At 49.2% G+C, this 15,370-nt stretch carries 16 protein-coding genes and 1 rRNA gene; 10 read left to right on the forward strand and 7 right to left on the reverse strand.

From position 1 onward, the window contains the following. Positions 1-76: ribosomal RNA gene (rrf, locus tag BUB06_RS22500) — 5S ribosomal RNA — on the forward strand; the annotation flags it as partial. Positions 77-263: 187 nt separating this feature from the next. Here the strand turns inward: rrf and mobB are convergent. Together mobB and mobA are read right to left on the reverse strand one after the other, a co-directional pair. Then, a complete protein-coding gene (gene mobB, locus BUB06_RS16795; RefSeq protein ID WP_039474349.1) occupies positions 264-785 on the reverse strand; it encodes a molybdopterin-guanine dinucleotide biosynthesis protein MobB in 522 nt (173 codons plus the stop codon). Further along, positions 775-1,353 carry a molybdenum cofactor guanylyltransferase MobA gene (gene mobA, locus BUB06_RS16800; RefSeq protein ID WP_039474351.1) on the reverse strand — a complete coding sequence of 193 codons (579 nt, stop codon included), beginning with the start codon at positions 1,351-1,353 and terminating at the stop codon, positions 775-777. Before mobA ends, mobB begins: the two co-directional genes overlap by 11 nt. A gap of 213 nt (positions 1,354-1,566) precedes the next feature. Here mobA and BUB06_RS16805 point away from each other — a divergent pair, with 213 nt between their 5' ends. From BUB06_RS16805 to spfP, 5 genes are all read left to right on the forward strand, one after another. Continuing rightward, positions 1,567-1,836 (forward strand): YihD family protein, encoded by a 270-nt coding sequence (locus tag BUB06_RS16805; protein WP_005968263.1) that lies wholly within the window; start codon positions 1,567-1,569, stop codon positions 1,834-1,836. 78 nt (positions 1,837-1,914) lie between these two features. Further along, complete coding sequence (locus BUB06_RS16810; RefSeq protein ID WP_039474675.1) at positions 1,915-2,901, forward strand: serine/threonine protein kinase; 987 nt, start codon at positions 1,915-1,917, stop codon at positions 2,899-2,901. Positions 2,902-2,925: 24 nt separating this feature from the next. Next, positions 2,926-3,549, forward strand: a complete 624-nt coding sequence (dsbA, locus tag BUB06_RS16815; protein ID WP_010298113.1) for a thiol:disulfide interchange protein DsbA — start codon at positions 2,926-2,928, stop codon at positions 3,547-3,549. Between the two features lie 378 nt (positions 3,550-3,927). Beyond that, positions 3,928-6,717, forward strand: a complete 2,790-nt coding sequence (gene polA, locus BUB06_RS16820) for a DNA polymerase I (RefSeq protein WP_039474353.1) — start codon at positions 3,928-3,930, stop codon at positions 6,715-6,717. Positions 6,718-6,879: 162 nt separating this feature from the next. Beyond that, a complete protein-coding gene (spfP, locus tag BUB06_RS22505; protein ID WP_071892919.1) occupies positions 6,880-6,927 on the forward strand; it encodes a small protein SpfP in 48 nt (15 codons plus the stop codon). Between the two features lie 206 nt (positions 6,928-7,133). Here the strand turns inward: spfP and yihA are convergent, their stop codons facing one another. Continuing rightward, a complete protein-coding gene (yihA, locus tag BUB06_RS16825; RefSeq protein ID WP_029367904.1) occupies positions 7,134-7,769 on the reverse strand; it encodes a ribosome biogenesis GTP-binding protein YihA/YsxC in 636 nt (211 codons plus the stop codon). A gap of 203 nt (positions 7,770-7,972) precedes the next feature. Between yihA and yihI the strand changes: the two genes are divergently transcribed. The 4 genes from yihI (at position 7,973) to BUB06_RS16845 (ending at position 10,530) form a co-directional block, all read left to right on the forward strand. After that, positions 7,973-8,527 (forward strand): Der GTPase-activating protein YihI, encoded by a 555-nt coding sequence (yihI, locus tag BUB06_RS16835; RefSeq protein ID WP_039474355.1) that lies wholly within the window; start codon positions 7,973-7,975, stop codon positions 8,525-8,527. A gap of 3 nt (positions 8,528-8,530) precedes the next feature. After that, positions 8,531-8,701 (forward strand): hypothetical protein, encoded by a 171-nt coding sequence (locus BUB06_RS22160; RefSeq protein ID WP_010298124.1) that lies wholly within the window; start codon positions 8,531-8,533, stop codon positions 8,699-8,701. 147 nt (positions 8,702-8,848) lie between these two features. Beyond that, a complete protein-coding gene (hemN, locus tag BUB06_RS16840) occupies positions 8,849-10,222 on the forward strand; it encodes an oxygen-independent coproporphyrinogen III oxidase (RefSeq protein ID WP_039474357.1) in 1,374 nt (457 codons plus the stop codon). Between the two features lie 59 nt (positions 10,223-10,281). Continuing rightward, a complete protein-coding gene (locus BUB06_RS16845; protein ID WP_039474360.1) occupies positions 10,282-10,530 on the forward strand; it encodes a hypothetical protein in 249 nt (82 codons plus the stop codon). A 180-nt stretch (positions 10,531-10,710) separates the two neighbouring features. Here the strand turns inward: BUB06_RS16845 and BUB06_RS21995 are convergent, their stop codons facing one another. From BUB06_RS21995 to glnA, 4 genes are all read right to left on the reverse strand, one after another. Beyond that, a complete protein-coding gene (locus BUB06_RS21995; protein WP_010298130.1) occupies positions 10,711-10,833 on the reverse strand; it encodes a YshB family small membrane protein in 123 nt (40 codons plus the stop codon). Between the two features lie 143 nt (positions 10,834-10,976). Next, complete coding sequence (gene glnG / locus BUB06_RS16855) at positions 10,977-12,389, reverse strand: nitrogen regulation protein NR(I) (RefSeq protein WP_010298133.1); 1,413 nt, start codon at positions 12,387-12,389, stop codon at positions 10,977-10,979. Between the two features lie 7 nt (positions 12,390-12,396). Then, entirely contained in the window at positions 12,397-13,446 is a 1,050-nt protein-coding gene (gene glnL / locus BUB06_RS16860; protein WP_010298136.1) for a nitrogen regulation protein NR(II), read from the reverse strand. Positions 13,447-13,738: 292 nt separating this feature from the next. Beyond that, on the reverse strand, positions 13,739-15,148 hold the full coding sequence (gene glnA / locus BUB06_RS16865; RefSeq protein ID WP_010298142.1) for a glutamate--ammonia ligase: 1,410 nt from the start codon (positions 15,146-15,148) through the stop codon (positions 13,739-13,741). Positions 15,149-15,370 lie beyond the last annotated feature (222 nt).

Genomic DNA, 15,370 nt, shown 5'->3' on the forward strand with positions numbered 1-15,370 from the left:
CGAACTCAGAAGTGAAACGCCGTAGCGCCGATGGTAGTGTGGGGCTTCCCCATGTGAGAGTAGGGAACTGCCAGGCATCAACTACGTGGAAAGCCTCTGTCGAAAGACAGGGGCTTTTTGCTATGGAAAATTAGGTGGATTTACAAAAACCTGCAGATAACATGCTGGATACAGCGCATGGGAGGGTTTGGTTTTTTGGGTTCAGAAGCCCATTTTCTGCCAGACATTACCCAATTCCAGTGTTAACGGTTGTCTATTCTGCACTACAGATTATTATTTTTGAGCCATTGTCGGATAAAAGCAGCAACCTGTTCTGGTTGATTGATATCAAGCACCGGAAGTCGGGTGTTTATATCAATATCCGCTGCAATCGCGATGACATATTCATCGATCAAATCACTTAATTCCTTATCCAATGATTGGCGAAATAAGGCTATTTTAGCGATCTTCTCGTGTTTAAAACCCTCAACCAGTACTAGATCGAGAGTTGATGCATCCATTTTCCCAGCTAGATCGTAAATATTTGGTTCTTCCTGATCAGGGGTCTCCGTCATCAGCGCCCATCTTTGGCTGCTGGCAACAATGGTTTGTGCTGCGCCTGCCTTACGTAGCTCATAGCTATCTTTACCTGGCGTATCAATATCCATTTGATGATGTGTATGTTTAATAAGTCCGACTCGAACACCATGATGAGTCAGCAGCGGGATGACGTGTTTAAGTAATGTCGTTTTACCTGTACCGCTATAAGCAGTAATAGCGAGCAAGGGGACACGATTAGAATTCACGGTGTTGCTCCTGCCAATTGGATAAATCTTCAGGCGAATTCATATTGCGAAAAGCTTCAGGCTGATCGCTAAATGAAACGGCGTTTGCTCCAACCTGTTCCATAAATAACATCAGCTTACGGTTTCCGAGATGCAGATAGGTCTCGAGTGATTCAATAAGGTTTTTATTGATTAAGAGTAATGTGGGATGTGGCTGTTCTCCATCAGTGGCATAAGCCGCATTGGCTTCCCCACGTGCTTCCCACAATCGGTGAACCAGATCGAGGGGGAGAGCAGGGACATCGCAAGGGACGAATGCGACCCATTCGGATGAAGAGGCATGTAATCCACTCAGAATACCCGCCAACGGGCCTGGAAAGCTTGTATCAACGTCACTAATAATGCGGCAGCCACTTTGTGCATACACGGCCTGATTGCGATTAGCGCTGATCATGACTTCATTGACCTGTGCCTTAAGCCGAGACAGAACATGCAGATATAGCGGCACACCGTTCAGTGCTATCAGACCTTTATCGTGCCCGCCCATACGTGTTGCCCGTCCGCCTGCGAGAATAACGCCTGTAATCATTTCACTTTCCAATTATTGATGCCCACTTTCCTCTGTATCGAAAGTTTGTGGGGGATAAACCATGCGTTATTCTCTGAAAACTTTCGTAGAAGACCAAGTTCTTTCCTCATGTGCGCAAGGCTGTTATTTTTATCGCTATATACTCAATATCGCTCAAGTCGCTTCCTGCATATTGAAATTTATTGAGTACAAATCGTTTTTAAGGAGAAAAAAATGAAATGTCATCGCGTTAATGAGCTTATTGAACTGTTGCACCCAGCCTGGCAAAAAGAACCCGATTTAAATCTGGTGCAATTTTTACAAAACCTTGCACAGGAGGCGGGGTTCGAGGGGCAGTTAAATGAACTGACTGATGATATCCTTATTTACCATCTAAAAATGCGTGATGCAGATAAAGAACAAGTCATCCCCGGTTTGAAGAAGGACTACGAAGAAGATTTTAAGACAGCTTTGCTTCGTGCCCGGGGAGTTATTAAAGACTAGTGGAAAGGATTAACACGTTCATGATGCTAACTATTGCACGCATATCTCTTACATCGCCTCTAACCATTTGTGGCCGTGATGAATAGTTCGATATTTAATTTTCAGACGCTATTCCCAGATCTGATCGTGGATGCTTTGCTGGATGTTGGGCTGCGCGTTGATTCTGGTTTAACGGCATTAAACAGTTATGAGAATCGGGTGTACCAGTTTGCGGATGAAGATCGTAAACGATTCGTGGTGAAATTTTATCGCCCGGAACGGTGGAGCACTGCGCAGATTCAGGAAGAGCATATTTTTGCCCAGCAATTGGCACAAGATGAAGTTCCTATTGTTGCTCCCATCTTGCTTAATGGGCAAACGCTGAATGTCTACGAAGGATTTCAGTTTGCCGTATTCCCCAGCGTGGGCGGGCGGCAGTATGAAATGGATAATGAAGACCAGCTAGAGTGGGTCGGTCGTTTTCTCGGCCGGATTCACCAGACGGGACAGAAATCGTTATTCACCGAGCGTCCGACGATTGGGGTAAATGAATATCTGCATGAACCTTATCGGCTGTTGGAGACATGTCCGCTAATACCGAAAATACATCGACATGATTTTTTACAGGCGACCCGTCAACTGATTGATACAGTTGAAACTTATTGGCATAACGACTGGCGGCCACTGCGTCTGCATGGGGATTGTCATCCAGGCAATATTTTGTGGCGTGATGGCCCGCTATTTGTGGATTTGGATGATGCCCGCAATGGTCCGGCAATACAGGATTTATGGATGCTGTTGCATGGCGACCGTCGTGAACAACGTATTCAACTGGATATCTTGTTAGAAGCCTATAGCGAATTTGCGGAATTTCAGGAGAAAGAGCTCGCGCTGATTGAGCCTCTTCGTGCGATGCGGCAGGTTTATTATCTGGCCTGGGTTGCCCGTCGCTGGGAAGACCCTGCTTTTCCGAAAAATTTCCCCTGGATGACGGATGCTGATTTCTGGTTGAAGCAAACGGCAATATTTATTGGGCAAACTCAGCTGTTGCAGGAACCTCCTCTACAGCTAATGCCAATGTACTGAAATTAAATGGAGAGAGTGAAATTTATGAAAAAATTATGGTTTGCGCTGATTGGCGTTGTTCTGGCATTTAGTGCTTCTGCTGCAGAGTTTTCCGACGGCAAGCAATATGTAGAATTAGATAAACCTGCAACCCAAGAGCCTCAGGTTCTAGAGTTCTTCTCATTCTATTGCCCGCACTGCTATCAATTTGAACAGGTTTACCACGTTCCAGATGCAGTAAAAAAAGCGTTGCCAGAGGGTACGAAGATGACACGTTATCACGTGGACTTCTTGGGCCCATTGGGTAAAAACCTGACGCAGGCATGGGCTGTCGCTATGGCGCTGGGCGTCGAAGATAAAATTACCCCGCTGATGTTTGATGCGGTTCAGAAAACACAGACTGTACAAAAACCGGAAGATATTCGCGAAGTCTTTGTGAAAGCTGGAGTGAGTGCGGAAGAATTTGATGGTGCTCTGAATAGCTTTGTTGTGAAATCTCTGGTTGCCCAGCAGGAAAAAGCGGCTGCCGATTTACAATTACGCGGCGTTCCAGCCATGTTCGTTAACGGTAAATATATGATCAAGAATGATGGTCTTGATACCAGTTCAATGGATGGGTATGTAAAACAGTACGCTGACGTGGTGAAGTTCCTCATTACCAAGAAGTAATTATTTAATAAGTCATGCGGGTAAAACCGCATGACCTTATACCTTCCCACGATTCATCTTCTTATCTTTTATATCTCATCAGCTCGCAATATCTATTTATCTTTTTGTTTATATCCACAAATTGGATGACGGTTTATTACGCCTTAAAAATAATCAGACTATATTATAACTTCATGAAATTAATGGGTATAAAAAAATAACTTAAGATAATATGGGAAATTAGCAATTAAGCGGATAAAACTATTCACAAAGTTATCCACAGGAAAATCTTGCGAGGATCCATGCAAAATCAGCCAATATCTCACGTTAAGGATCGTCTCTTTCCCTGACCTATGGCATGCTTAGCGCTATGACAGACCACAACGATCATGGCAGGCTATGGCTCAGATTGCAGAAAATCCTTTAATACTGGTAGACGGTTCATCCTATTTGTATCGTGCTTATCACGCTTTCCCACCGTTAACAAACAGCGCGGGAGAAGCCACCGGTGCAATGTATGGCGTACTGAATATGCTACGCAGTTTGCTGTTGCAATATCAGCCCAGCCACGTTGCCGTCGTTTTTGATGCGAAAGGGAAAACGTTTCGCGATGAACTGTTCGAAAATTATAAGGCTCACCGCCCACCGATGCCGGAGGATCTACGCGAGCAAATAGAGCCTCTGCATAAGATGGTGAAAGCGATGGGGCTGCCGCTTCTGGCGGTATCCGGCGTAGAAGCGGACGATGTGATTGGTACGCTCGCCGTTCAGGCGGAAAAAGCGGGTAAGTCGGTGCTGATTAGTACTGGCGATAAAGATATGGCGCAGCTGGTGACGCCGAGTGTGACGCTCATCAATACCATGAATAACTCGATTCTTGGCCCACAGGAAGTGTGTGATAAGTACGGTATCCCTCCTGAGCTGATTATCGATTTCCTCGCGCTGATGGGCGATGCATCGGATAACATTCCTGGTGTACCTGGCGTGGGTGAAAAAACGGCTCAGGCACTATTGCAAGGGCTCGGTGGGCTGGACTCGCTGTATGCCAATCTTGATAAAATTGCCGGGCTTTCCTTCCGTGGTGCGAAAACCATGGCGCCGAAGCTGGAACAGCACAAAGAAGTGGCCTACCTCTCTTATCAGCTGGCCACCATTAAAACGGATGTCGAGCTGGAGCTCAGTTGCGATCAGCTCACCGTTAACGAGCTGGATGTGGATGAGCTACATCGTCTTTTTTCCCGTTATGAATTTAAACGCTGGTTATCAGATGTTGAATCAGGCACTTGGATGCAAGGTAAAAAAAGCAGCCAGCCAGTTCAGGCGGTGAGTAACGCGGTGGTTGAGCAAGTTGTTGAAGAAGATAACGCGCCCACGCTTTCTGCCGACGGTTATGTCACGATTCTTGATGAGAAAACGCTGCTCGATTGGGTTGAACGTTTAAAACAGGCTGAGGTTTTCGCTTTTGATACGGAAACCGACGGGCTGGATACGCTCACCGCCAATCTGATTGGTCTGTCATTTGCGATTAAGCCAGGTGAAGCGGCTTATTTGCCGCTGGCGCATGACTATCTGGATGCGCCAGAACAGTTGGATCGTACCAAGGTGTTGGCCTTGTTCAAACCGCTGCTGGAAGATGAGAAGCTGTTTAAGATTGGTCAGAATCTCAAATTTGATAAAGGCGTGATGCAGCGGTATGACATCGATTTACGCGGCATCGCGTTTGATACCATGCTGGAATCTTATGTGCTCGACAGCGTGGCGGGCCGCCACGATATGGATAGCCTGGCCGAACGCTATCTGAGCCACAAAACCATTACTTTTGAAGAGATCGCGGGTAAGGGAAAAAATCAGCTGACGTTTAATCAGATTGCACTGGAACAGGCTGGGCCTTATGCGGCCGAGGATGCGGACGTTACGCTGCATCTGCACCAGAAGCTCTGGGGGAAACTCCAGCCGCATACCGATCTGTGCCAGGTTTTCCAGACTATTGATATGCCGCTGGTACCGGTTTTATCCCGCATCGAGCGTACGGGCGTGCTGATCGATCCCGCTATTCTGGCAGAACACTCAAAAGAGCTCACAATTCGTTTGGCGGAGCTGGAAACACAAGCGTATGAGCTGGCGGGTGAAGAGTTCAATCTCTCATCGACCAAGCAGCTACAGGGCATTCTGTATGAAAAGCAAAAGCTGCCGATTCTGAAGAAAACGCCAAAAGGCGCGCCGTCAACCAATGAAGAAGTGTTGGCTGAACTGGCGCTGGATTACCCTCTGCCGAAGCTGATCCTGGAATATCGTGGTTTGGCCAAGCTGAAATCTACTTACACCGATAAGCTGCCGCTGATGATCAATCCGGCGACGAAGCGTGTGCATACGTCTTATCATCAGGCGGTTACTGCGACCGGGCGTTTGTCTTCCAGCGATCCGAACCTGCAAAACATCCCGGTGCGTAATGACGAAGGACGCCGTATTCGTCAGGCGTTCATTGCGCCTAAGGGCTACAGCATTGTTGCGGCGGACTACTCGCAGATCGAACTGCGTATCATGGCACACTTATCGGGTGATAAAGGGCTGTTGAACGCGTTTGCGAACGGGTTGGATATCCACCGGGCAACGGCGTCAGAAGTGTTTGGCATTGCACTCGATAAGGTGACATCGGAACAGCGTCGTAGTGCGAAAGCGATCAACTTCGGTCTGATCTACGGCATGAGCGCGTTTGGCTTGTCGCGTCAGTTGAATATTCCCCGTAGCGAATCGCAGAAATACATGAACCTGTATTTTGAGCGTTATCCCGGTGTGCAGGATTACATGGAGCGTACACGCCAACAGGCCGCGGAACATGGCTATGTGTCCACGCTTGACGGTCGCCGTCTCTATCTGCCTGATATCCATTCTCGTAATGCGATGGCGCGTAAAGGAGCAGAACGTGCGGCAATTAACGCCCCAATGCAGGGCACCGCTGCTGATATTATTAAGAAAGCGATGATCGCGATTGACGATTGGCTACAGAAAGACACGCCGAAGGTGAAGATGATCATGCAGGTTCACGATGAATTGGTTTTCGAGATTCATGATTCGGTTATTGAAGAATCTATTAGTAAAATCAAAGTATTAATGGAAGGTTGTATGCAATTGAATGTTCCATTACAGGTAGACATCGGTACGGGCATTAACTGGGATGAAGCACATTAATGGCCGATTCTTGCGCTATTTCTGTAATTAAATAACAGTATTGTGTGACCTGGTTTAACTTTGTGTAATCGATAACCATTTTCTATGAAAGTAAACAACAAAAAAGCCTTTGTTCCCGTGAAAAAATAGGGTAGAGTTAAAGACGTAGGGTACAGAGGTAAGATGTTCTATCTTTCAGACCTTTTACTTCACGTAATCGGATTTGGCTGAATATTAGCCGCCCCGCTCAGTTTTGAGCGGGGCGTTTTTTATGGGCTTTATCCAGGATTTTTTGCCCTCACAACGCCAGTAACTGCCTGATAGGCTGCTGCGGGTTAGCACGGTTTTGCGTGTGAAAAGAACATCTCGGGTGGGCGATCGTTGCGGGAAAGTGGGGGCGTGATGCGAGTGATGATACTCTGCACCACGCGAAAGGATTACTCTGCTTCTTGTTCTTCTTCAGCGTGTTCCAGCGTGCTGAACCAGTTATCCAGTTTCTGTCGTAGTTTATCGACACCGAGCTTTTTCAGTGACGAAAATGCTTCGACCTGAATATCACCCATAAATGGCAAGACAGCCTCGCGAACCATGTTCAACTGTGTCTTACGTGCGCCTGAAGCCAACTTATCGGCTTTGGTCAGCAGCACTAAGACTGGAAGCTGGACATCAACAGCCCACTGAATCATTTGCTGATCGAGATCTTTCAGCGGATGGCGAATATCCATCAGTACAACCAGCCCCTTAAGGCTGTTACGCTTTTGCAGGTATTCACCGAGCGCACGTTGCCATTTGATCTTCATTTGCTCCGGCACTTCGGCATAACCATAGCCGGGAAGGTCGACCAAACGCACGCCGTCTACCACCTGGAACAGGTTAATCAACTGAGTACGGCCCGGCGTTTTACTGGTTCGTGCCAGATTTTTCTGGTTGGTCAGCGTGTTAAGCGCGCTGGATTTTCCGGCATTAGAGCGCCCAGCAAAGGCCACTTCAATACCGCTATCTGTTGCCAGATGGCGAATATCCGGGGCGCTGATGATAAAACGCGTCATGTGGTAGTTATATTGCTGGGTCACGATGGTTATCTCTATCTGGATCTCTGTCTGGTTGGGGATTATACCTGTAACTGACAATAAAGGCGGTTTTATCTGTCTCGAAATGCAGCAGACTGATGCGAAAAGAAAAGCCCAGCTGTCTGATGTGGACGCTTTTTTATTATCGGGCTTTCTGCTAGATTCCGCCGCACTTCCCTTATATCTGTGTACCTGAGAACAATATTATGAACCGACCTGTCAAAGGGGCTGCCGATAAGGCAGGGAAACCCAAAGTAAAAAGAAAGACCCGCGAAGAATTAGAGCGCGAAGCGCGTGAGCGGAAAAAAGATAAAAAGCATCGTGGCAACGCGTCGGGTAGCCGAACTCAGGAAAAAGCGTCTACCGATCAGCGTTCTGGTCAGCGTAAAGTCGCCGATCCGCGTATTGGCAGCAAAAAGCCTGTACAGCTTGGCGTGTTAGACAGCGCTGTGTCTAAACCGAAACCTAAGTTGAAGCCTTCTGAGCCTGTGGAGAAAGCCGTTGTTGCCAAGCCGACAATGTCACCGGAAGAAGAGCTGGAAATGTTAGAAAACGATGCGCGTCTGGATGCCTTGTTGGATCGTCTGGATAGCGGCGAGACGCTGAGTGCCAAAGATCAGTCATGGGTTGATGAAACGCTGGATCGTATCGATATCCTGATGGAAGAGCTTGGAATCGAGCTGGGTGATGATGACGAAGAAGAGCAGCAGGAAGATATGTTGCAGCTTTTGAAGCGTAATAACCCGAAAGACACGTTCTAATCAATGAAATGGCTGTTTCTGTTCCTGATATTGCTGGTTGCGTTTTATCTGCTCTGTCTGTTCAGTAAACTATGGCTATTGTCGAAGCGTAAGCATCGGTTGCATCGCGCCCTGTTTAACGGGCGCATGAATCAGGTGCGACGCCCAAGACAAAAACGCCGGGAGCGTTTTTGAACGTCACAGCGTGACGGCCCTTTAGGGCGAGTCTCAGGGATGAGACGAGTAGCAAAACGCCGGGAGCGTTTTTGAACGCCATTTTTTGGTGATCTGAAGGAGGGGAAGGATAACCCACCGAGTAAAAACTGGAAGGAGTGAGCGAATATGTCGATACCGTCCGTTGACTGGGATCTGGCCCTGATTCAAAAATATAACTATTCTGGGCCGCGTTATACGTCTTATCCCACAGCGTTAGAATTCAGTGAAGCTTACGATGAGCCGGCGTTTCAGCAGGCCATCGCCCGTTATCCGCAGCGACCGCTGTCGTTGTATATCCACATCCCTTTTTGCCATCGGCTGTGCTATTTCTGCGGCTGTAATAAGCTGGTTACGCGTCAGCAGCATAAAGCGGATGAATACCTTGATGTGTTGGAGCTGGAAATTCGCCAGCGTGCGCCGCTATTCGTCGGACGAACAGTGACGCAATTGCATTGGGGCGGCGGTACACCAACCTACCTGAATAAAGTACAAATCAGCCGACTGATGTCGCTGCTGCGTGAGCTGTTCTCTTTTTCCGATCAGGCTGAGCTATCGCTTGAAGTTGATCCGCGAGAAATTGAGCTGGACGTCCTCGATCATCTGCGTGCCGAAGGGTTTAACCGCCTGAGTATGGGCGTGCAGGATTTTAATAAAGACGTTCAGAAGCTGGTCAATCGCGAGCAGGATGAAGACTTTATTTTTGCCCTTATTGAGCGGGCAAAGGCGCTTGGCTTCACCTCAACCAATATCGATTTGATTTACGGCCTGCCGAAACAAACGCCGGAAAGCTTCGCTTTTACGCTACAGCGCGTTGCGGAATTAAACCCGCACCGGCTTAGCGTCTTTAACTATGCGCATTTACCCAGCCTGTTCGCCGCGCAGCGTAAGATTAAAGAAGCGGATTTACCGAGCGCGGAGCAAAAGCTGGATATTCTGCAACAGACGATTGGGTCGCTGACGGAATCGGGCTATCAGTTTATCGGTATGGATCACTTTGCTCGTCCAGATGATGAGCTGGCGGTGGCGCAGCGCGAAGGGAAGCTGCATCGCAATTTCCAGGGCTATACGACGCAGGGCGATAGCGATCTTCTCGGTATGGGCGTTTCGGCGATTAGTATGATCGGTGATAGCTATGCTCAGAACCAGAAAGAGCTGAAGCAGTATTATGCGCAGGTCAAAGATAAAGGAAATGGTTTGTGGCGTGGGTTACAGCTGACGCGTGATGACTGTCTCCGCCGCGATGTGATTAAGACGCTCATTTGTAATTTCCAGCTTAGCTATGCACCCATTGAAGCGGAATATGCTATCGATTTTAAAACCTACTTTGAGCAGGATTTAGCGCTGCTGGCTCCGCTGGTGGCCGATGGGTTGGTTGATAGTCAGGAAGACGGGCTGGTGGTGACGCCGAAAGGGCGTTTGCTGATTCGCAATATCTGTATGTGCTTTGATGTCTATCTACGTAACAAGCTCAGAACACAGCAATTTTCCCGCGTGATTTAACTGCTCGGAGAAGGTGGCTACCCTGAGAGGAGAAAAGACTTTAATGACAAGGAGAGCCCATGTTTTCAGATAAAGAGATTGCCAGAGAATATCGGGATAAGGCACTTAACCTCGTGAACCTCATGTACAACGAGGTAAAAACATTACAGGGGAAAGTGCCTGAAGACGAGCACAAGAAATTTCGTGGAGTTGTTGGGAATGGCATTGTGGACGTATTCGATAAGCTGATTAAAGAGATTGAAGCGATGCATCCTGACCTGAAAGTGGCTGACATGCCGGCCTATGCGGACGCTGAAAAACGTAAATAAAAAAACAGCCAGTCGATGTTAGTACCGACTGGCTGTTCTCAAACGTTTTATACCCGTCATACTTCAAGTTGCAGGTGTGTTGGCTGCGTTCACTCACCCGAATCACTTACCTGAGTAAGCTCATCGGGATTCCTTCTCTTGCCGCCTTCCTGAAACTCGAATTATTTAGGGTATATTGGATTAACTAAAGAAGTTAATCAGTGCGGCACACAAAACGGCGGCAATAGCAGCCTGCGGCGAATGGCTTGCCGCAGAGCCAATTTCAGCGCCGTGTGTAGCAGCGGAAATTAATGAGTCCAGCATGGTGTTCCTCCCGAATCAGCGACACGATCATACTGCTGACCCGAGGCAAGTAAAGTACAAATTAATGACAATTTCGTGCGCCAGATTGTATTTTTTATCACCAATTTGTTTGTTAACAATTGAGCAATAAAAAAGCAATCTTGCTACTCCATTCCCAGCTCTTTTAATTTACGCGTCAGGGTATTTCTGCCCCATCCCAGCAATCTTGCTGCTTCCTGTTTATGCCCCTGCGTATGCCGTAATGCTGTCGTAAGCAGCGTTCTTTCCATTTCCGGCTGTGCTTCCGCTAGCAGATTTTGATGACCGGAACGCAGCGCGCGATCGGCCCATTGTGCCAACAGCGTGGCCCAACTGTCCGGCAGAATATGCACGGTGGAATCCGGTGCGGTGGTCTCGAACAGTTCAGGAGGCAGATCCTGAATGAGTACTTCCTGACCTGCGGCCATCACGGTCAACCAGCGACAGGTGTTTTCCAATTGGCGCACGTTGCCAGGCCACGGTAAACGAGTTAGCGCGGTTTCCGCTTCTGGATGCAGATTCTTCGGTTCAACGCCCAGCTCTTTGGCCGTAGCCTGCAAGAAATAACGCGCCAGGCGGGGGATATCTTCCCGACGTTCGCGCAGCGGCGGCAGATGAACGCGGATCACATTCAGGCGGTGGAACAGATCCTCACGGAACTTGCCTTCCTGCACGCGTTGTTCAAGATTTTGGTGCGTTGCCGCGATGATGCGGACATCCACTTTCACTGCGGCATAGCCACCAACGCGATAAAACTGCCCGTCTGCCAATACGCGCAATAGACGTGTTTGTACGTCTAGCGGCATATCGCCGATTTCATCCAGAAACAGCGTACCGCCATCGGCTTGCTCAAAGCGGCCCTGACGAATCTGGTTTGCCCCCGTAAACGCGCCTTTTTCATGGCCGAACAGTTCTGATTCGATCAGATCCTTGGGAATGGCAGCCATATTCAGCGCGATAAAAGGGGCTTTAGTTCGCGGACTGTGGCGATGCAGAGCGTGCGCTACCAGCTCTTTACCCGTCCCTGATTCGCCATTAATCAGCACGCTGATCGACGAGCGAGACAGGCGGCCGATGATGCGGAAGACATCCTGCATCGCGGGGGCTTCGCCGATAATGTCCGTTGTCGGACCGTTGATCGGTTGGTTACGTACCGGCTGCTGCTGTTCCAGATAATGGCTGATCGCGCGCTCAACCAGCGCAACGGCTTCATCAATATCGAATGGCTTCGGCAAATAGTCGAACGCACCCTGTTGATAAGCGCTAACGGCGGCATCCAAATCGGAATGTGCCGTCATAATGATGACCGGGAGCATCGGGTGGCGCTGTTTGATTTGCTGTAAGAGCGCTAATCCATCCATCCCTGGCATACGGATGTCGGACAGCAGAACGTCGGGCGTTTGTGTCGCCAGCGCATGCAGTACCTGATTTCCGTTCTCAAACGTTGCACAGGTTAAACCCGCACCAGCAAGCGCGCGCTCAAGCACCCAACGGATGGAGCTATCGTCATCGACAATCCAGACTATCCCTCGTTGCATTGTAACCTCACTGGCGAATAGGCAGATAAACCGAGAATTCGGTGTGTCCTGGCCAACTGTTAAATTCAATTTTACCGGAGTGCTGGTCGATAAGACTGCGGGCGATGGAAAGCCCTAAACCGGTGCCTCCTTCGCGTCCGCTCACCATCGGGTAAAACAGTGTGTCCTGTAGTTGAGCGGGTACGCCGGGGCCGTCATCTTCCACGTCAATACGAGCGGCGAGACGATAGCGCACACCGTGTAGCGTGAGCTGAAAAGCCGTGCGGGTACGTATCGTAATCGTCCCGCCTTCCTCGCCCAGCGCCTGTAGCGCATTGCGGGTAATATTCAGCAGTACCTGTTCAATCTGATCGGGGTCGTGCGTCAGTTCCGGCAGGCTGGGGTCATAGTCTTTCACCAGCGTCACGTTATCGGGCTTTTCCAGAGAGACAAGCTGGCAAACGCGTTCAGCAACCTGATGGATGCTTTGGGTGACGTGCAGGCCGGGCTGCTGTGGCCCGAGCAGGCGATCAACCAGATTACGCAGGCGATCCGCCTGTTCGATAATGACCTTGGTGTATTCCGTCAACGCCGGATCGGGCAATGCTTTGGCAAGCAACTGTGCGGCACCGCGCAATCCGCCAAGCGGATTTTTTATCTCATGCGCCAGGCCTCGGACCAAATCACGTGCGGCCTGCTGCTGCGCATGTTGAAGCTGTTCCTGACTGAGACGGCGCTGGTTATCCATCGGCGCCATTTCCAGTAGGATAAAATCGTTTTGTACCCGCTGAGCGGTGAGCGACATGATGTGCGCTTTGCCATCTACGACGATGGTGACTTCGTTATCCGTAAAACCTTGTCCTGAATCCAGACTTTCACGCAGTAAATCGATATTCAGAGAAAAGTATCCCAGCAAATCGGGCAGCGGCGTGCCGGATAATTTACGCGAACTTTGTGCCAGTAATTGCTGTGCTGCCGGGTTGGAATAGTGAATCGCCAGATCGTTATCCAGCAATAAGATGCTGTTTATCAGGGAATTTAGGATCTGCCCAGCATCGGGCAGCGTGCCTGTTGCCATAACGCAGACTCCCGCACCGTCGTGGTGCATTGTAGTGTGGATGATGGATGTTACGTCGCAACGGCCAATGCCGGTGGTGAAAAAAGCCCATCCGAAGATGGGCTGAAGCGTTTCCACGGCAACAAAAAATTTTCAGGAAAAATTTTTGACGTCGCTCTGCGACGGCCCCTACAGGGGTGATGGGCATGGATAGCCCATCACAAAAAAACTTCTTAGTATTCTGTTGTTTACCGGTCATGGTCGGGCATCAGCACACCCAACCACGCCGAGGTAGAAATTAGACGCTTAGTTATTAGACGCTGTAGTACAGTTCGAACTCAACTGGGTGCGGCGTCATACGAACGCGGTCAATCTCAGGCTTACGCAGTTCGATGTACGCGTCGATAGCGTCGTCGGTGAACACGCCACCACGAGTCAGGAACTCGCGGTCTTCGTTCAGTGCAGCCAGGGCCTCATCCAGAGAACCTGCAACTTTTGGAATCTCTGCTTCTTCTTCTGGCGGCAGGTCGTACAGATTTTTGTCCATCGCATCGCCAGGGTGGATTTTGTTGATGATGCCGTCGAGGCCAGCCATCAGCAGTGCAGCGAAGCACAGGTATGGGTTAGCTGCTGGATCCGGGAAGCGTGCTTCGATACGACGTGCTTTCGGGCTAGCAACCACTGGGATACGGATTGAAGCAGAACGGTTACGGGCAGAGTAAGCCAGCATAACAGGTGCTTCGTAGCCAGGAACCAGACGCTTGTATGAGTTGGTGGTCGGGTTCGCCAGGGCATTGATGGCTTTAGCGTGCTTGATAACACCGCCGATGTAGAACAGCGCCAATTCAGACAGGCCGCCGTATTTGTCGCCAGCGAACAGGTTAGTGCCGTCTTTAGACAGAGACATGTGGCAGTGCATACCTGAACCGTTATCACCGAACATGGGTTTTGGCATGAAGGTCGCGGTTTTACCGTAGGCGTGAGCCACGTTATGCACGACATATTTGTAGATCTGAATTTCGTCAGCTTTTTTGGTCATGGTGTTGAAGCGGGTAGCCACTTCGTTCTGACCAGCGGTAGCCACTTCGTGGTGGTGAGCTTCAACAACCAGACCCATTTGCTCCATGGTCAGACACATAGCAGAACGGATGTCCTGTGATGAATCGACTGGTGGAACTGGGAAGTAGCCGCCTTTCAGACCTGGACGGTGACCTTTGTTACCGCCTTCGTATGCTTTACCGGAGTTCCAGTAAGCTTCGATGTCGTCGATAGCAACGTGAGAACCGGACGTGCTGCTGCCGAAACGGATGTCATCGAACAGGAAGAATTCTGGCTCTGGCCCGAACAGTACGGTATCGGCAATGCCGGAAGAACGCAGGAAATCTTCCGCACGTTTCGCGATAGAACGCGGGTCGCGGTCATAGCCTTGCATCGTGCCTGGCTCAAGGATGTCACAACGAATGATCAGTGTAGAATCTTCGAAGAACGGATCGATCATCGCCGTGCTGGCATCGGGCATCAGAACCATGTCTGACTCGTTAATACCTTTCCAGCCGCCAATCGAAGAACCATCAAACATTTTACCTTCTTCGAAGAAGTCGGCATTGACTTGATGAGCCGGAATGGTGACGTGCTGCTCTTTACCTTTAGTATCAGTGAAGCGTAAATCAACAAACTTCACTTCGTGCTCATTCAGCATCGTCAAAACATGTTCTGCGGACATACTTGGTTCTCCCGATTGGTCATTTATCGTCGTGGAACGAATATCGTTGTGGATTGATGTTGTTGCCGTGAGTAGACTAAAGCTAAAAGTGTGCCAACTTTTTAAATGTGTGCAATGTGTTGCTCCTTGGGGCTTTCTCACGGAAATCCACTGCACCATTATAGTCTAAAGCACCAAAATGGTGCTCCATATGTGAATTATTGCACTTATTTAGTGCATTCA

This window comes from Pectobacterium carotovorum, from assembly GCF_900129615.1.
GTDB lineage: Bacteria > Pseudomonadota > Gammaproteobacteria > Enterobacterales > Enterobacteriaceae > Pectobacterium > Pectobacterium carotovorum.